The organism is Vibrio sp. Isolate34 (genome assembly GCF_022397915.1).
In the GTDB taxonomy this organism is placed as follows: Bacteria; Pseudomonadota; Gammaproteobacteria; order Enterobacterales; family Vibrionaceae; genus Vibrio.
The window spans coordinates 44,667-63,223 of record NZ_JAKEUO010000007.1 but is presented as its reverse complement, the minus strand read 5'-3'; the positions used below and the strand labels follow the sequence as shown (position 1 = coordinate 63,223).

15 protein-coding genes are annotated in these 18,557 nt (G+C 43.1%); 7 read left to right on the top strand and 8 right to left on the bottom strand.

All coding sequences use genetic code 11. The features are described from left to right. Positions 1-399 precede the first annotated feature (399 nt). Positions 400-1,137 carry an EAL domain-containing protein gene (locus L1D22_RS09685; protein ID WP_239829603.1) on the top strand — a complete coding sequence of 246 codons (738 nt, stop codon included), beginning with the start codon at positions 400-402 and terminating at the stop codon, positions 1,135-1,137. Positions 1,138-1,356: 219 nt separating this feature from the next. On the opposite strand, the gene L1D22_RS09680 is transcribed toward L1D22_RS09685, so the two are convergent. Genes L1D22_RS09680 through L1D22_RS09670 form a run of 3 tightly spaced genes read right to left on the bottom strand, consistent with a single transcriptional unit; the run spans position 1,357 to position 6,514 of the window. Next, positions 1,357-4,416 carry an efflux RND transporter permease subunit gene (locus L1D22_RS09680; protein ID WP_239829602.1) on the bottom strand — a complete coding sequence of 1,020 codons (3,060 nt, stop codon included), beginning with the start codon at positions 4,414-4,416 and terminating at the stop codon, positions 1,357-1,359. Next, positions 4,413-5,468 carry an efflux RND transporter periplasmic adaptor subunit gene (locus tag L1D22_RS09675; protein WP_239829601.1) on the bottom strand — a complete coding sequence of 352 codons (1,056 nt, stop codon included), beginning with the start codon at positions 5,466-5,468 and terminating at the stop codon, positions 4,413-4,415. The genes L1D22_RS09680 and L1D22_RS09675 overlap by 4 nt, the downstream gene beginning before the upstream one ends. Then, positions 5,468-6,514 carry an efflux RND transporter periplasmic adaptor subunit gene (locus L1D22_RS09670; RefSeq protein ID WP_239829710.1) on the bottom strand — a complete coding sequence of 349 codons (1,047 nt, stop codon included), beginning with the start codon at positions 6,512-6,514 and terminating at the stop codon, positions 5,468-5,470. Before L1D22_RS09670 ends, L1D22_RS09675 begins: the two co-directional genes overlap by 1 nt. 192 nt (positions 6,515-6,706) lie before the next feature. Here L1D22_RS09670 and L1D22_RS09665 point away from each other — a divergent pair, with 192 nt between their 5' ends. Beyond that, entirely contained in the window at positions 6,707-7,447 is a 741-nt protein-coding gene (locus L1D22_RS09665) for a TetR/AcrR family transcriptional regulator (protein WP_239829600.1), read from the top strand. Positions 7,448-7,569: 122 nt separating this feature from the next. On the opposite strand, the gene L1D22_RS09660 is transcribed toward L1D22_RS09665, so the two are convergent. The 3 genes from L1D22_RS09660 to L1D22_RS22305 form a co-directional block, all read right to left on the bottom strand. Beyond that, positions 7,570-8,841 carry a DEAD/DEAH box helicase gene (locus tag L1D22_RS09660; protein ID WP_086713919.1) on the bottom strand — a complete coding sequence of 424 codons (1,272 nt, stop codon included), beginning with the start codon at positions 8,839-8,841 and terminating at the stop codon, positions 7,570-7,572. Positions 8,842-8,898: 57 nt separating this feature from the next. Then, positions 8,899-9,510: an ACP phosphodiesterase gene (locus L1D22_RS09655; RefSeq protein WP_239829599.1), complete on the bottom strand. Its 612-nt coding sequence runs from the start codon at positions 9,508-9,510 to the stop codon at positions 8,899-8,901. A gap of 171 nt (positions 9,511-9,681) precedes the next feature. Next, a complete protein-coding gene (locus L1D22_RS22305) occupies positions 9,682-9,810 on the bottom strand; it encodes a hypothetical protein (protein ID WP_017059831.1) in 129 nt (42 codons plus the stop codon). A 447-nt stretch (positions 9,811-10,257) separates the two neighbouring features. Between L1D22_RS22305 and L1D22_RS09650 the strand changes: the two genes are divergently transcribed. Next, complete coding sequence (locus tag L1D22_RS09650; protein WP_239829598.1) at positions 10,258-11,481, top strand: aromatic amino acid transport family protein; 1,224 nt, start codon at positions 10,258-10,260, stop codon at positions 11,479-11,481. Between the two features lie 148 nt (positions 11,482-11,629). Next, positions 11,630-13,054: a methyl-accepting chemotaxis protein gene (locus L1D22_RS09645; protein ID WP_239829597.1), complete on the top strand. Its 1,425-nt coding sequence runs from the start codon at positions 11,630-11,632 to the stop codon at positions 13,052-13,054. Between the two features lie 433 nt (positions 13,055-13,487). Here the strand turns inward: L1D22_RS09645 and L1D22_RS09640 are convergent, their stop codons facing one another. Continuing rightward, on the bottom strand, positions 13,488-14,213 hold the full coding sequence (locus tag L1D22_RS09640; protein WP_239829596.1) for an HAD-IA family hydrolase: 726 nt from the start codon (positions 14,211-14,213) through the stop codon (positions 13,488-13,490). 598 nt (positions 14,214-14,811) lie between these two features. Here L1D22_RS09640 and L1D22_RS09635 point away from each other — a divergent pair. Continuing rightward, a complete protein-coding gene (locus tag L1D22_RS09635; protein WP_239829595.1) occupies positions 14,812-15,660 on the top strand; it encodes a hypothetical protein in 849 nt (282 codons plus the stop codon). A 154-nt stretch (positions 15,661-15,814) separates the two neighbouring features. On the opposite strand, the gene L1D22_RS09630 is transcribed toward L1D22_RS09635, so the two are convergent. Continuing rightward, positions 15,815-16,309, bottom strand: coding sequence for a hypothetical protein (locus L1D22_RS09630; protein ID WP_239829594.1), 495 nt, complete (start codon positions 16,307-16,309; stop codon positions 15,815-15,817). A 248-nt stretch (positions 16,310-16,557) separates the two neighbouring features. On the opposite strand from L1D22_RS09630, the gene L1D22_RS09625 reads away from it, so the two are divergent. Together L1D22_RS09625 and L1D22_RS09620 are read left to right on the top strand one after the other, a co-directional pair. After that, positions 16,558-17,034, top strand: coding sequence for a CreA family protein (locus L1D22_RS09625; protein ID WP_239829593.1), 477 nt, complete (start codon positions 16,558-16,560; stop codon positions 17,032-17,034). Positions 17,035-17,162: 128 nt separating this feature from the next. After that, positions 17,163-18,467 carry an inosine/guanosine kinase gene (locus L1D22_RS09620; RefSeq protein ID WP_017630393.1) on the top strand — a complete coding sequence of 435 codons (1,305 nt, stop codon included), beginning with the start codon at positions 17,163-17,165 and terminating at the stop codon, positions 18,465-18,467. Positions 18,468-18,557: the final 90 nt, after the last annotated feature.

The following is an 18,557-nucleotide window of genomic DNA, read 5'->3' as shown; positions in this document are numbered from 1 at the left end:
AACCAGTTAAGTATCTTTATTTTCTAACTTTGACATTCACCCATAATCTAAGCCTTTAACCCTACTTTTCGCTGGTGTATCGCTGGTCTAGCTTTATATTGGTTGGGATTGATATGTGAGGCGTTACTCAGCCATTAAATTCACAGCAACTATCAAACCTAGTGAATGATAAGTTAAATTAATGGTTAATATCATTTATCATGCTGATTTTTCGTTAATTATATTTATTTAAATATTGACCCTGCAAATGAATTTTTATCAATTGACAATTTACTAACACCTGTCAATATTGTGACAGCCATGACGTCTATTTTCGTCATTGAATAAACACCTTTATTAGCGACTATGATTTTATCAGACAGAAGTGAATTTATTAGCTGTATATCTGTGGATGCCGATATGCAGTTTATTGCAAAGTATCAAGACCTAACACTGCGAAGTGTCTATCAACCTATATTTGACGACTCAATGATTCAGATAGGCGTAGAGGCTTTGGTGCGTATATCGAATAGCAAAGGGGATATTGTTCGTCCTGATCACTTCTTCCATTCCGATGACACCTCATGCACAGATAAGATCAATGTAGAGAGACTCAGTCGCGCTATCCACATTCGTAACTTCGCACAGTCAACTATCCGTCATTTGCACCTATTCTTGAACGTTCTTCCAAACGTTGGGGAGTTATTTGCGGCAGAAAAAGTCAGTGACAGCCTTCTGGCAAAACGTCTTCATGAGCTGAACCTTTCATGTGAGCAGATCGTGATGGAATTGGTAGAATTGAATGCCGAAAGTGAAGAGCGCTTGAAAGACGCTGCCCTCTCTCTTGCGGAGAATGGTTTTCAAATCGCGGTCGATGATTTCGGAACGCAAGCATCAACAGAACAACGCGTTCGCCATATCAATCCTCATATCATAAAGATAGACCGCTCAGTGATGTTAGATTTTGAGCAAGGTCACACACGAGCAATGGAATTAGTTCTAGAGCTTGCGAAGCAAATCGGCGCTAAGACTGTCATCGAAGGCATAGAAACAGAGCATCAACTCGCAGCAATGCAAAGCTTGGGCTTCGACATGTACCAAGGCTACCATCTAGCGATGCCTAAACCGATTGAATTGGATATCCGTTTAGCAATCTAAAACCGCCCTTACTCTTCTTAAAGCCGCTAGCCACAGGTTAAGCGGCTGTCACTTAACACATTCCTTTGTTAACGAAGTTCTTTGTTCGTGTAGCGGTCTTCACATCGCTTTATGTACACGGATGTTTGCTTGAACCAACGCTGTACTAAATCACTCGCATAAAAAAGCCCAGTCAAAATTGACTGGGCTGGCTTAAAAGAATCTGTTTTATATCAATCCCTAATAACCCGCAGTGGACGGTTTGATTCTATATAAGATAGCGAACATCACAGGTACTACTATTAGTGTTAGTACTGTAGCAAAGCCTAAGCCTGCCATGATGGTAATCGCCATCGAGCCGAAAAATGCATCGAATACCAAGGGAATCATACCCAAGATAGTCGTTAGTGCTGCCATAGATACCGGTCGTACACGACTAATCGCGCTGTCGACAACCGCTAAATATGGGTCTTTACCTGTCGCAAGCTCACTGTTGATCTGGTCAAGCAGTACGATACCGTTCTTCAGAATCATGCCGCTTAGACTCAATAAGCCAAGGAACGCCGTAAAGCTGAATGGCATATTGGTACCTAACAGACCAATTGAAACACCAATGATAGACAGTGGAACCGTAAACCAGATCACAAGGGGCTTACGAACCGAGTTAAACAGAAGCATAGTGATGATAAACATCAACAAGTAGCCCATTGGCAATGAACCAAACAGAGACTCTTGTGCATCTTTAGAGCTTTCATACTCACCGCCCCAGCTTATGCTGTAGCCTTCTGGCAAATCTAATGCTTCAACCTTTGGTTTCACACGAGCAAACAAACTTGCTGGTGTTTCATCACCCAGTACATCATGGTCAGCCAATACCGTTAGCGTGCGTTTTCTATCGCGACGCTGAATCAGTGGTTCAGACCATTGAAGCTCTACACCATCAATCACTTGTTCGACTGGAATGTAGGTTTGTAGTGACGGGCTCCAAATCTTCACATTGTTTAGCGATTCGAAATCAAAACGCTCTTCTTCCGGCAAACGTGCCACGATAGGTAACATATGAGTACCATCACGCAGTAGACCGATATTGTAACCACCAAACGCCATCTGTAACGTCTCAGACAAATCCGTCTTTGAAATGCCTAGGCGACGAGCCTTAGATTCGTTGAACAGCGGTACCAGCTCTTTAGTACGTTCACGCCAATCGTGACGAACGTTTCGAGAACCCGGGTCAGCTAACAAGATGTCTTCCACTTGTACCGCGATATTACGAAGTGTTTGTGGATCAGCGCCGCTTATACGCGCTTCGATTTTAGATGCTGGTGATGGACCAAACTCAATTAGCTTGAATTGGAACGTCGGTTGTTCGAATTCATTCGCTAAGTCTCTATCGAGTGCCTCTAACGCCTGAAACATAGTGTCACGGTCAGTCGTTCTTACTTGTAACTGAGCGTACGCTTCGTAGCTTTTCTCTGGTTGGTATGTCAGAGCGAAACGTTGCATGCCCTGCCCAACCGTTGTCGTAACAAACTCTACGTTGTCTTGTTGGCGAATGTAGCTTTCAACTTTTTCTGTTTGCTTGATGGTTTCACGAACATCGGTACCTTCTGGCATCCACATGTCGACGTAAAACATTGGCGTGTTTGATGGTGGGAAGAACTGTTGCTTCACCATACCGAAACCAACAATTGATGCAGCCAGCAGAGCAACCATGCTCACTACGGTTAACCATCGGAAGCGCAGTGCAAATTTCAGAGACGCACCGAATAAAACGAACAGAATACCTTTGTATGGGTCTTCGTTCTCATCGACTTTGTCTTCTTCTTTAAGCAACATCTCAGCAAGGAATGGCGTTAGTGTTAGCGCCGTTACCCAACTCAAGAACAACGAGAAACACAGTACCCAGAACAATGAACCCATGAACTCGCCCGTTGCATCTTTCGATAATCCGATAGGTGCAAAAGCGGTAATCGCAATAATGGTCGCGCCCAATAGTGGCCATTGTGTTTGTGTCACGATGTCTTTTGCAGCTTGAAGCTTGGTCTTACCTTTCTTCAAGCCAACCAAAATACCTTCAACGACAACAATCGCGTTATCCACCAGCATACCGAGTGCGATGATCAAGGCACCCAGCGAGATACGGTGCAGTTCGACATCGTTGTAGTCCATAAGAATGAACGTACCAAATACGGTCAGTAGCAGTACTAAACCAATGATCAAACCACTACGTAAGCCCATTGCAAAAAGCAGTACGATGATAACGATAGCTACGGCTTCTACTAGGCTGATTAGGAAGTCAGCCACTGATTTATCTACTTCTTGCGCTTGGTTGTAGAAGTAGTTCAGCTCTACACCGGCAGGTTTAATGCTTTCTAATCGGTCTAGCTCTGCATCTAGCGCATTACCAATCTCAACGACGTTTACGCCTGAAGAGAACGCAATACCTAAGTTGATTGCTGGTTGGCCGTTGTAAGTTAATACATTACCCGGTTTTTCTTGGATACCACGAGTGACCTCAGCGACATCTTTCAAGCGAATCAGGTTACCCGTATCACGACCATGAATGATCAGGTTTTCTAGCTCTTCAACTGTGCTCAGCGTGCCGTTAGGTTTGATCGTTAAGCTTTGGCCATTCAACATCACCTCGCCTGCCGATACCACACTGTTTTGTTGCGCTAACAGTGACGTTACCGTCGACATATCTAGGTTCAATGCGGCTAAACGTTCCAGTGACATCTCAACAAACAGTTGTTCTTGTTGATCCCCTGCAATACTTACTTTACCGACACCGTCGACCAGTTCGATTTCACGCGTGAGGTAATCTGCGTACTGTTTCAGCTCAACATAATCGTAACCGTCACCGGTCAACATGATCATCACACCGAATACATCACCAAAGTCATCAATGATCTGAACGGAGTTCACACCACTTGGCAGTGTTGGCTGTAGATCATTGATCTTTCGGCGCATTTCATCCCAGATTTGTGGTAGCTCGTCCGGACCGTAGTCCATCTTCATGCTGACCATAATTTGAGACATACCATTCGATGAGGTCGATGTGATCTTATCAATGTAAGGGAGCTGTCTTATCTCTTTTTCAAGCGGGTAAGTCAGTTCTTCTTCAACTTCCATAGACGTAGCGCCAGGGTAAGTTGAAATAATCATTGCATCTTTAATGGTAAAAGCTGGGTCTTCTAAACGGGATAGATTACCAAAAGACGTCACACCGCCAATGGCCAAAATGACTAGAAACAGCCAGCTGATTACTTTGTTCTTTATTGAATATTCTGCGATGTTCATTCTGCTTTTCCTGACAATTGGATTCCGTCACGGAGTTTTCTTAGATTCGAATTTACGAGTAGCTCACCTTGCTCAACACCATGAGCGATAAGTGCGCCTTGGCCGCTGATCTTGTCGACTTCCACTTCGTTTTTGAATGCTTGGCCGTCTTCCATTTTCCACACGTAAAATTGGTTCGCTTCAGCGCCGGCTTGTAGTGTCGTCATTGGTAACTGGTAGCCTTGAACATCACTTAGGCCTGCTTTCGCCATGTCGACATTGACCGTAACGCTCGTACCCGGCAGAATTTCACTTTCAGGTTGTTGCATCTGCATCCAAAACTCGTATGTACGTGATTGAGGGTGCAGTTCACTGGTGTGCTCTAGGTACGTCAGAGGATATTCTCCAGAGTGACCACCAAAGGTCGCCTCAGGACGGTAGCTACTTGAACGCATGTCAGGGCTGATCGACGCTAAGATCGAATCGGATACTTGGATTCGTACGTAAACCTTATCGTTCTGATACAAACTAAGAAGCGTTTCACCCGGTGTCGTGTTTTCAAAACGCTGCTTATCAACGGTTGAAACCGTGCCTGAAAATGGTGCTAGCAGCTCTGTGTAACTCAGCTTGCGTTGTGCCGCAGCCAAATTAGCCGATGCCAGCTTGTAGTTAGCGGTTAGTTGGTCGTGTTCAGATTGCGATAACATCTTGCTGCCAAACATCTCAGTACCGCGAGACAGTTGCTTGCTCGCCAATTCAAACTGAGATTGAGCATCCGTTAAGTCTTGTTTGTATGTTGCGTTGTCTAGGGTCGCCAGTAGCTGGCCTTTTTCGACCTTGTCACCCGCCTCAACCAATACTTGCTGAACTTCACCGGCTAGCTTAAATGCCAACGGTGTCAGTTCTGCAGGCATCACCTGTCCGTTAAAACTTCTGAATTGATCAGTAAGTGGTGCGCCAACTTCAAAAGTTGAAACCAAAAGTGAAGGCTGCTCACGGTGGTCTGTTTCGTTATTACAAGCTTGAAGTAATAATGCAGATGCAACCACAACTGATAATTTGGAAAGGTTCATTAAATACCGCCCTCACGTAACCAAGCTTTTACTTGCTGTCCATCTGATAACACATCTACACCTGCTTCTACGATTAGGTCGCCAGAAGACAGGCCGTCAATCACCTTGCCTTGTTCATCAAGGGTAACTTGTACTTTAGAAATCAATTGCGACTCTGGGTTGTAGCGCCACAGTTCACCATGATCTGCCTCTTTGCTTAACCAAGCAGAATCAACAATACCGATGCCGTAGTCCGATCTGTTTTTCTGAACTTCTACTTGCGCTGTCATGCCAGAAAGCAGATTGATGTCTTCAGGCTTTTCGATAGACACAACCGCTTGATAGCTGTTGGTGTCTTCGTCTGGTTGCGTTGAGATCTCTTTGAAGCGCGTTGGGATACGAATGCCGCGGTGGCTATCCATCACAACCCACATGTTTGAGCTTGTTAGGTCTTGAATTGAACGATCTTCAAGCTTTGATACCGGAATAGAGAAAGTCACATCCATTTCGCTGTGATTCAAAATGTTAAGTACCGGCTGCTTTTCTGCGAACAATTGATATTGCTTACCAAACACCATCGATACCACGCCATCGAATGGAGCAACTAATGTGGTGTAACCAAGGTTTGTTTTTGCTTGGTCCAACTCAACTTCAGCGGCAGTAAAGGTGTTTACGGCTTGGTCGTAGTAATCCGTGCTCACAAGCTTCTTCGAGTACAACTCAGACGCTTGCTTGTATTGGCTGTTCGCCAGATCAAATTTTGCTTGTGCTGCATCAACGGCAATACGGTAATCCGTCGAATCTAACACGGCGAGTACCTGTCCTTTCTTCACTTCTTGTCCCATGCGAACAGATAAAGTTTCAATATCTCCACCCACATTGAAAGAAAGCGCAGCACGGTCGGTCGCATCCACTTTTGCGATAAAACTATCAAGCTCAATATCTGTCTGTTGAGGGATCTCAAACAGCTTTACTGGCTTAACAACTTGAACGGTTTCTTCTGACTGAACCTTATTACATCCGGTCAAAGAACCTGCGAGTAATAGTGCTGTAATAACAACTCCCATGCGCTTACTCGATATGGCATTGATAGACAAATTGGACTGCATGAAGTCTCTCCATTTAATTATTATGATTTATTACACAGGTGGGCAGTATATTCAAAATTCTAGATTCCACAAGCTTTACTTTCCACCTGTGCAGTATTTTTTATTTCAGTAAAAACAGTGTAGAATGTGGTAATCAGGTAATTGTGTGAAATGAAGATGACCGAAAAGAAACAAGGTAGAAGAAGTGCAAAAGACGCCGAAGAGACGCGGTTTTTGATCATGAGTGTTGCCGCAGACATGTTTTGTGACTTTGGTTACGACCGTGTATCACTGCGAAACATCAGTGAAAAGGCAGGTGTATCACATAGCCTTATCCGCCACCACTTTGGTAGCAAAGAAAAGATTTGGCATGCGATAAGTGATTGTTTGCACGATTATTTTCAGTCTTACATCAGTAAGATTATGGAAGAGTTACCAAAAAACATTGCACCAAACGTTTCTATCTATTTATTTAGTATGCGTCTGTTCACCAACATGATTCACTCACGTAGGCCAATGCAGCTGATTTCGGATTCTGTTCGTCAAGAAGATAACTTGGTTGATTATTTCATCGACAACGTTGGTGATGTTGAGAAAGAGATTAAAGGCCTTGCCGCAGAGTACAATGCAGCCAACCCAGACAAAATGATCAACATTTACGAAGTTAAATGGCAAATGATCATGTATGCAAACGGCGCAGTATGCCTCACTCCCTTCATGGAAAGCACTTGGAATGAAGGCGATATGGTCACCTCACCCGAAGATGCCCTACTTAAGCATTGGCAGCTTTTCAACACGCAGATGGTCAGCAAGTTCAATATTAATGAAGAGTGGGTACTTAATCCGATTAGCCTAGAAGAACTGATTTACGATGTACCTTGTGTGTGGAAGTGTAATCAAGAACATCATTAATCCAATGCTTTGTTTGCCCTTCCCGTAAATTAATTTACTTGATATAAAAAAGCGCAGTTACAGAATCAACTGTAACGGCGCTTTTTAGTATCTTATGTATTGTAGATCTTTAATCTGCCCGATTAACGACGAGCTTTACCACGGTTTTGGTGAATCTTAAGCTTGGCTTTCATCTTACGTTTTTCTGACGAACGACTCTTGCTACGACCACTGCGATCAGGTGCAAGGTCTTTTTCAAGGCTAGGTTCAAAGCCCTCTAACCACTCTTGAGGCAGGCGCGTATCCAGTAGTCGTTCAATGTCACCCAATAGGTAAGCTTCGTCTTGGCTCATCAATGAAATAGCAAGACCGCTGTTACCAGCACGACCAGTGCGACCAATACGGTGAACGTAGTCTTCTGCTTTAAATGGCATATCGTAGTTCACAACTTGTTCCAGCTGCTGAATATCAATACCACGCGCTGCAACGTCTGTTGCAATCAACGCTCGCACCTTACCTGATTTGAAATCATCCAGTGCTTTTTGGCGCGCACCTTGGCTCTTATCACCATTGATTGAAGCCGCTTTGATGCCGTCTAATTTAAGCTCTTTTACTAGCGCATCGGTACCTTGCTTAGTTTTAGTGAATACCAACACTTGTTGCCAGTTCTTTGAACCAATCAAGTAAGCCAACAGTTCACTCTTACGCGATTTATCAACCGGATAAACCATCTGAGTCACAGTGTCAGCCGTGCTGTTTTTCGGCGTCACTTGAATTTCACTTGGCGACTTCATCATGCGGTACGCAATCGCTTTGATTTTGGTATCGAACGTTGCCGAGAAGAACAAGGTTTGGCGAACTTCATTCATACGCGAAAGAATGCGTTTGATGTCTGGCATGAAGCCCATGTCCAACATGCGGTCAGCTTCGTCCAATACCAACACTTCTGTTTGGCTTAACATGATGTTCTTAGTGAACATGTGGTCAATCAAACGGCCAGGTGTCGCGACTAAGATATCTGCACCACCACGTAATTTGTCGGTTTGAACCTTCATGCTCACACCGCCGTACGCTACAACCACTTTAATGTCAGTGCCCTTCGCGTAGCTAGTGAGGTTGTCGAACACCTGCTGTGCCAGTTCACGTGTTGGTACTAATACCAATGCACGAACTAACTTAGGGTTTGGAATCACGTTGTCTTTCGTTTCGATTAACCTTTGGATAATCGGTAAACCGAACGCAGCCGTTTTACCCGTACCCGTTTGAGCACCAGCCAGTACGTCTTTGCCTTCTAATACCAATGGAATCGCTTGTTCTTGAACACTGGTTGGAGCCGTAAAGTTAAGCTCTGATAGCGTAGCAAGAAGGTGCTCAGACAATCCTAGTTGGTTAAAAGATTTAGTAGATTCAGACATAGTATGATGCTCAAAGATTAAATAGGCGCGGATTGTAGCAAACCTGCATTACGCTGTTTACCTTTCCTTTTGATTTTTCTTCAATTGAAGTGCATTAAATTGGTTTGCTTCTTCTAAAACACTCGGATACAGCTCATTAAAGTGACACTGCAACGTATCATAGTGACGTTCGAGGTCGTTATAACAAGATTTAAGCATCCCAAGCTTTGGCCGTCTTAAGGCCATTCGTTGCAATACCATTTCTATGGATGACATCTCTTGATAACTCTCTAACCACCTCTGCTCAGCCATTTTCTGGTGAACAGAAATGAAGTGCTCAGGCCAATGTGGCTCTTGGTGTTCAAAGATCTGCTGATGGCTGTCGGAGCAAAAATGCTCAAGTGATTGTGTCGAGAACTGAGCCCAATGATTAGCTAAGCAGTGGTCCCAAAATACATCGAGTGCAATAGGCGCAAAGCGTTTTGTTTGATCTGAAAAGAGAGATTTTGCAGAGCGAGACACATCATGACGGTCAGTATAGCTATCGACAAATCGATGAAGTCTAATACCATCAGAAAGTGAGTCCGAATAGAATTTATTTGGGTCGCCTTTAACGAAGTCACCTAACAGGTTACCTGCTAAGTTGCTGTTACAGTGCTGAGCGATGTGAAGGTGTGCGAGAAAGTTCATTGAACCTCATTAAAGTATCGAGAACTTAGTAACATGGTAAACGTACTCGTTTATCTTCGCGAACTTTAATGAGGATAGTTTTGGTATGACGTGTGAGCGAATGAGATTTGCTCAGTCTAAGAATTGTCTAATTTGAGAACATTGAACTCTAAAATCTTAACTACGGAAAACCTAGTTAGAAGATTTGAACAGTTCTTCTGCTAATTGTTTAACTGTCTGCTCATAGTCAGACAAATCAATGCCAATTTCCATAGCATCTAACAACTCAAGACTTTCGTCATTATAAGATTGGTCACTCATTGTGCCCCCTCTATTCCTTGGTGTGGACATGATGTCCTGTTAACTAGTGCACCATCTTGGACTTATATTATGTCACTTTGATGAACGCACTCTACTCTACCCATTCCATATTTATAGCTTGACGCTACTCGCGATCATTAACGCTTGTTTACGCTAAAGGGGTATACGCGAACGACATATGTACTGCCACCTTACACCAAGTACAACAAATTACTCTACAAATTTTGAAGCAGATCATGGTCAAACGTTTGCTTCACCCTTTTCAACACCTAACCCTTAAATTCATGTAAATTAATATTTACAGTGGATACTTTAAATTACATTAGATGTTGCATTTGGAATTAAACTCAATCAGAATACTTCAAAATCGAGATATTCTTTGGGTTTATGCTCTTAAGCTAGAAGAATTACAATGAAAACACACTCTAACGTAAAGAATTATATACAATGAATAAATCAAAGGTTTTTGGTAGTACTTTGATCATTGCAGGCACAACGATTGGTGCTGGCATGCTCGCTCTTCCACTTGCTTCTGCAGGTATTGGCTTTTCAACTTCACTTTTCTTAATGCTTGGTTTGTGGGCTTTAATGGCGTTCACTGCACTATTAATGGTCGAGCTTCACCAATTCGCAGAATCTGATGCAACCCTACACACTTTAGCTCACACAATTTTAGGGACGAAAGGAAAATGGATTGCGAGCTTCGCAGTCATGTTTCTGTTTTACGCATTATGCGCTGCCTACATTGCTGGTGGTGGTGCTCAGTTTAACCAACGTATTTCCGATATCGCGGGCATTGAACTCAATGGCCAAATCACGACCCTTCTGTTTACCCTGTTGGTTGCAGGCGTTGTGACGATTGGTACACACAGTGTCGATAAAGTTAACCGTGTTTTATTTGGCTTAAAGCTGATTGCTATGGTTCTAGTACTGAGCTTCCTAGCGCCTAACATCACTTCTCAATACTTGCTGAGCATGCCTTTACAACAAGGTCTGATTGTTGCGGCTATCCCGGTTGTGTTCACCTCTTTTGGTTTCCACGGCAGCATCCCATCGATCGTTCGTTACCTAGATGGCGACGTTCGCTCTCTACGCAAAGTAATGATTGTTGGTTCTGCGCTACCTCTGGTTATCTACGTATTCTGGCAGAGCGTTACTTTGGGCGTAGTAAGCCAAGAACAACTGCTGTCAGACACAAGTTTGGGTGCACTTTTAGTTTCGCTTTCGCAAACCGTTCATCAATCAAATCTCAGCGTGATTGTTGGTGTGTTCGCTGACCTTGCACTTCTTACCTCATTTATTGGCGTGAGCTTAGGTCTATTCGAATTTATGGGTGACTCGCTCAGCAAAAAACTAGGCAGTGCAAAGCGCGTTAAAACCGCTGTTATCACCTTCTTACCGCCATTGGGCTTCGCCCTGTTTTACCCACAAGGTTTCATCATGGCGCTGGGCTATGCTGCGATTGCACTTTCAGTTCTAGCGATTCTTCTACCTACCGTAATGGTTTACAAAGTTCGCTACACAGATTTCTCAGTAAAATCTCACTGTACAGAAGCGACTTACCAAGTCTTGGGTGGGAGCAAAGCGCTATTTTTAGCGGGTAGTGTTGGCGTATTTATCATTGCGATTCAAATCCTTATTTCAGTAGGGTTACTGCCTTCTTTAGGCTAATAAACCTATACAGAACTAATTTACTTGATATAGATCTCATAATTGATATGTCACTATCATTAATTTTCACAATTAGTCGATTAATGTCACATTTTTATTGAGGTCGGTTATTTAGAGTCCACGGTAAAGGATTTACCGTGGAGTTTTTATGAAAGAAGTACAATTTCGAACGATAGACAAACTGTTTATTAAAATGTCTATCAACGATAAGTTTTGGGTCATTTTCTTAATCTTTTTCGCCGCTGTAGCGAGCCTAGCTGGACTCAACTACGTCAACAAAATGGAACAAATTGACGCAAGTGCAAAACAGCAAGTTGAGTATCAACTCAAAGGTATTTTATCAGCGTCAGATTCCCCTGCCTCTGTTCGTTCTGTTAGCCAGCAAACCCTTCCTCAAGAAACCATCATTTCGAACAATGGCGCGGTTACCGCAACGGCTATTGGGCAAGATGGTAATTACTACTCTCTTAGCGTCTCAAATAATGATACACAAAACCAAAAGCAGCAAGCACTGTACACTTTATTACTCAGTCTTTTATGGTGTGTGCCTTTTGGTCTTTTCTGCTATTGGGTAGCGACCTTCTTAGGTGGCGCTCTTTGGGTACTTTACTCAACGACTCAAAAGATTGGTGATGGTGATTTAACTTCACGCCTTGGTTTTCACCCTGGCCGTGATGAATTTGGTACGATTGGTTGTGCTCTTGACCGTTCGATGGACACGCTTAGTGAACTAGTAAACAACGTAAACCTCAATGCCACGACTTTAAGTGAAACGTCAGCCTCTTTCGAAACAGAAATGAAGCGCAGCGAAACACAAATCATGAGCCAGAACGCATCTCTAGACTCTGTGGCTACTGCTATGGACCAGATGACGGCATCTGCCAATGAAGTGTCTAATATCTCTGCTCGTTCAACAGAACAAACAGAGCAAGATGCACAGCAGATCAACCACAGCCACGCGAAGGTCCAGCAAGCTATTTCAGAGATCACGACCCTGTCTTCTTTGATTGAGCAAACTTCTTCTTCAGTGACCAGCTTGAATGTGAACACTAGCCAGATTAACGAAGTGATCACCACAATCAACGCTATCTCAGAGCAAACAAACTTACTCGCACTGAACGCAGCGATTGAAGCGGCTCGTGCTGGTGAACAAGGTCGTGGTTTCGCAGTCGTTGCAGATGAAGTTCGAACGCTTGCGAGCCGAACTCAATCCGCTACGGTAGAAATCCAAGCAATGATTGAACGCTTACAACAAGAGAGCCAAAACATTGCGAAGATCACCGAACAAACAGTCGATCAAGCGCAAACCAGCAGCCAGTTGATTTCAAACATTGGCGACGACGTAAACTCTATCGCTGATTCAGCTCAAGCGCTAATGGATATGAGTATTCAAATCGCTACATCGGCCGATGAGCAAAGTAACGTAGCAAACACCATTGCAGCAGAGCTGAACGATATTCGTAGTCAATCTGATGTGATTAAAGAAGTCGCTCAAAACTCGTCAAATGGCGTATCTAAGCTAACGGAAGCGTCAGTGTCACTATCACAAACTTTGTCTAGATACCGCACTTAAACTCAGTCATAACGTTTCGAAGCCAAGGTCAAAGTGGCTTACAGTTAACGTGAATTGAAACCAAACTAATAAGGACTCGCATGAGTCCTTTTTTATTGGATGGGGTTAGTAACATTACAAAAATCATGGTCACTAAAGATGAGATTATCATTACCATGAAGCAAGTCGCAAAGGAGAGATTAAGAAGTGTCAAAACTGTCTAATAATCGAGCTTAGGAGTAATCTACTTATACGGGTCGTATTTTCGCTTACCCTCTTGCTGCAGGTGGACACATAATGAATAAAACAAAAGCACCAAACACCGACGACATCACATGCCCTTTATGCCAACACGACGAATATCTGCTTTCAGAAAGTGGAGAGAAGTTTACTTGTGCATCTTGCGGTTTCCACACCAAACAATTTAGTAAAGTAGTCAGCCTTCAATTAGGCACTAACCCACCAAAGCTGCAGAGTTCGGTATACCATCACTTGAGCAGTGCTTGCCATTAATCCAAACAGAAATTTCTTCCAAACTGTAGATATCCTGAGCCGCTAGCTCTGCTGAGTCGGCTTCTGGATCTACAAGTGATTCATCAATGCTTGGACGTAATCTGAATGATTGAATGCCTGCTCGAACGCCCGCTTCGATTCCCTTCAAAGTATCATCCACATAGATGCATTCATTGGGTAAAAAGCCCATGTTCATTGCTGTGTACATAATTAGGTCTGGCTCTGGCTTCCAGCTGTTTGCATCAAACGCCGAAAACACTTTGCCTTTGAAATCGTCGAGCATACCGGTCATCGCTAATGAGGATTCAACTCGAGATTTGGGTGCATTAGAAGCAATACAAAACTCGATGTCTTCACCCTTAAGGAATTCAATCAGCTCTATCGCGCCATCCATAGGTTTCAAGTGGCGTTGGAACAAGGCTTCGAGTTCAGCGCGATATAGTGGCTCAAGTGTATCAATCGAAATAGACAGGCCTAAGCGCTCTTGAGTATCTATTAAGATGTCAGCCAACTTACCACCTTGAAAATGTGCATAGCAGTCATTCAGGTTTAACTGAGATCCAAAGCCAGCAAATACATTCACCAAGGCTTGGCAACACAGTTTCTCGCTATCGATAAGTGTCCCGTCACAATCGAAAATTACACATTTAGTCTGTTCTAACCGCATAGCTCTCACTCCCATTGAATCCTAGCTTTATCCTATAGGGTTATCTTCAGGGTCGGCATGATTGAGCTAACACTTTACCGAAAGCTGGTTATTTTTCTTCGCAAAATATGCAGCTGATCACCTTGTGGATCAAGATAAGTAATAGCTCTCACTAAAAACTGAGGTATCAAGCACCACCAAATACTAATGGGTTTGGGTGTTGTTAGCTAACATAACTTTCCACTAGTGCTATCGAAATTAAGGTAAGAATTTGTTGCTTGAGGTCGCTATTTTCATCATTCATCAAATAACGGATGGTCATAAGTTCTGAATGGAATCACCAAATTTGCGTGGTTATGCTTTTAGCCAACAACGCCCTTGCTTTACATAAATTGTTAGGGCATGTTTATCTTTCGACCTGAGGGTTGAAGCGTATTGTTGTTTTTCAACAAGGCAGAGGTTTTGATGTGTAGCTTGTAAACATGAGAAGTCGATAACGTAATAGAAATGACCAGCAAACCATCTTGAAGGGCGCCAGCACTTTGTGCGACAATTCCAGATATTTGCTGTTACACAATGATATTTGAACTACTAATATTCTGAATTCGAAGGAATAAACTTGAAAGGCGCAACCTTTACCATCCGCTCCATAGTGCTATTAGTGAGTAATTTATTTGTTCCGATAGTTTATGCAGGTACTTTTGAAGTGGAAGTCGGTGCCTTCTTCTCTAAAACAAGCACTGATATTGAAGTGTATGACCCTTTTCATCACGAATATGTTGACCTGAACTTCGAATCAGAACTCAATCTGCCTCATGATGATGTACTACCTTATCTGGATCTAGAATATCGCTTCAACGAAAAACACCAGATCTACCTTGACTGGCGCCGATTACACCGCAATGGATATCAAGATTATGTCGCTGATCCTTTTCAGTTAAAAATTGATGACAATATCTATACCATTGGAGGTGAAGTCGACCTATTAACCACCCTAAATATCGACATCATGCGTCTAGGCTACGGTTATCGTTTCTTTCATTCTGAACATTTGGACGTCCACTTTCTCACAGGCCTTCATATCACGCGATTAGAGTTCGGTATGAACGGAAAAATAGAGGTGGAAGCTCAGAAAGACGCGACATCGGATACGACTCTCTTTTCGGAAGGCTTTGCTAGTGGTGTTACTGCTCCATTACCAAATTTAGGTTTTCTCGTGGAGCATAACGTGTACAAGGATGTCGTAATCAAAAGCCACGTTCATGCCTTTTACTTACAGTATGATGAAATATCCGGCTGGATGTATGAGGTAGAAATGGCCGCTCGCTACTATGTCAATAACAACTTCAGTGTCAGCGCATCATTTAACTACTATGATCTCGGTGTCGGCTATGAAGCTGAACACACAAAACTAAAAATCGACTATCGTTTCTTTGGTCCGATGTTGAAAATGGCCTATCGTTTTTAAACCAATATTCTAAAAAATTTGGAATATTGGTGGGTTAATAGATTGCTTCCAGCTCGAGAGTATAACATTTAAGCGTAGATTGATTGCGCGATCGACAAGTAGCTACAATTAACCTCAAAAAACGCATGCAGATTAACGCTTTCTCAAAGGCTTTTTAACTTTCCAACCATACTTTATGGCTAGAAACTTGATCTTGAGACCAAAATTCGTGTAACTGTTTAGCAAACCCTATAGAGTCTTGGTCATGCTGGTTTACTACATCGGAGAGCAGCAGTGAATCTTCAGTCGCTGTAACAATCGCACTCGCCACTACATTACCGTTCTTGGTACCTACATATAATTCATGCTCATCCGACAGCATTATTTGGCTTAAAAACTCCAAAATATGTGCTCTTTCGGTTTCATCTTGATAAACGCTGGCTTGATTAATCGAAAATAGAACCGTCAGTTTATGAAAGTCGACTTTATGTAATTCGTCTAGTTGGGTAGGTGTTTGATCTTGCGGGAGAAGTTGATACGTTTTCTGGGGAAGTTTGCTTTTATAGATGTCTCGACCGAGAAGGCTCTCTTTTGCGGGATACGCAATGTCGAGTTGGCTGAATAGCCATTGGTTTTTCTTGCGTGCATTTTCAGGTATTTCGTTATTCATTCTATTAGTACCTACGTTTAGTATCCCCAAATATCACAGTTATTTGGAAGACATATGGTCGACTGAGGTGCCGAGCTACAAGCAGAAAGCATACAGAGCATGACCAAGGCCAACAAGTACTTTAAATGCTTCATATTTTTCATTCTTCAACAACATCCTTTAAGAACTCGGTGAAAAGCTCTACACTCGTATTCAAGTTTTCAATATCCTTATAGTAAACAGAACTATATAAATAAAAAGGACTTCTTATGAAAAAAGCCTTAATAGCAGTTGGTATCATGACATCGTTGGCTGGCTGCTCAGACAACGAGGTTGGCGACGTATCTCTTGGATTCTTCACACTGAAGGATATCAAGATGTCCTCATTAGATGATGATAAGATCGCGGGTGTGACTTGTCATATCGCATCCATCGAAGCAAACCTTAGCCTTTCTGATCCAAGTGATAGCTCTATCTCTTGTCGTCAAACCGGTGAAATTACACCTGAAATGATTGCTCAAATAGACAAGAGTAAGTCAGGCGAAGTGGTATTCAAGCAATCAAAAAGTATCTTTTTCAAAACAATGAAGGTTCGCCGTATCTACGATGCAGAGAATCAATCATTGCTCTACTTGTCTTACACCACCAAAGAAACGGAAGGCAGTTTCAAACATAGCCTTTCAACCGTTCCGCTTTGGGGTACAGAGGCTTACGTAGATCCAGCAACACTCGTTACATCTGAATAGCCTTAAGCGCAAGTAAGCCGAATCACCTGTACAGACATTGTGCAGGCGATTCAAAATGTAATAAAAATGAAAGAACCAGAAACAAAATGTGATATCATGCGGCAAAATTTTTTCACTGTATTTTTCATATGAAGTTTCCTGGACAGCGTAAATCTAAGCACTACTTTCCAACTCACGCACGTGATCCGTTGGTCAACCAAATTCAACAAACACCTAAGCTTCACCGCGCAACGATTGTCGGTGTGGGTCAAACTATTGTTGATATCGAAGCCCGTGTTGACAGCGCGTTCTTAGAAAAATACGAGCTAAGTAAAGGTCACTCGCTTGTATTGGAAGAAAGTAAAGCAGATGCGTTGTATGAAGAGCTAGTTGAGCGCGGTTTGATCACGCATCAATACCCCGGCGACACTATCGGTAATACACTGCACAACTATTCCGTACTTGCAGACAGCAAATCTGTACTGCTTGGCGTTATGTCTAAGAAAATTGAAGTAGGCTCGTTCGGTTACCGTTACCTTTGCCGCACTTCTTCTCGTATGAACTTAAACCACCTACAAACTGTTGATGGTCCAATTGGTCGTTGTTATACACTGATTACCGAAGATGGCGAGCGTACGTTTGCAATCAACGAAGGCCACATGAACCAACTTCTTCCTGAAAGCATTCCTGAAAAGATTTTCGAGAAAGCATCTGCGCTCGTTGTGTCTTCATACCTAATGCGTGGCAAGCCTGAAGATCCAATGCCAAAAGCAGTACAAAAAGCGATTGAATACGCGAAAGCGCACAATGTGCCTGTTGTACTAACGCTTGGTACAAAATACGTGATCGAAGGTAACGCCGAATGGTGGCAAGAATACCTAAAAGAAAACGTAACCATCGTTGCGATGAACGAAGACGAAGGCGAAGCACTAACGGGTGAGAAAGATCCACTACTAGCGGCGAACAAAGCGCTTGAGTGGGTTGATCTAGTACTATGTACTGCAGGTCCAATTGGCCTTTACATGGCAGGTTACACAGACGAACTCGCGAAGCGTGAAACTACGCTACCACTATTGCCTGGTAACATCCCAGAATTCAACAAGTATGAGTTCAGCCGTGCAATGCGCAAGCAAGACTGCCAAAACCCAGTGAAAGTGTACTCTCACATTGGCCCTTACCTAGGTGGTCCACTTGAGATTAAGAACACCAACGGTGCTGGCGATGGCGCGCTATCGGCTTTGCTACACGACATGGCAGCGAACAGCTACCACCACGTGAACGTACCAAACTCTGAGAAGCACGAACACGCTTGCCTAACGTACTCGTCACTGTCTCAAATTTGTAAGTACGCCAACCGCGTAAGCTACGAAGTACTGACTCAGCACTCTCCTCGCCTTTCTCGTGCGCTGCCAGAACGCGAAGATAGCTTAGAAGAAACATACTGGGATCGTTAATCTTTCTAGACGACGTCTAAATAGAATTACTAATCCTTCAAGGGCTGCTATATGCAGCTCTTTTTGTATCAAACGCCAATGCAATTCCAA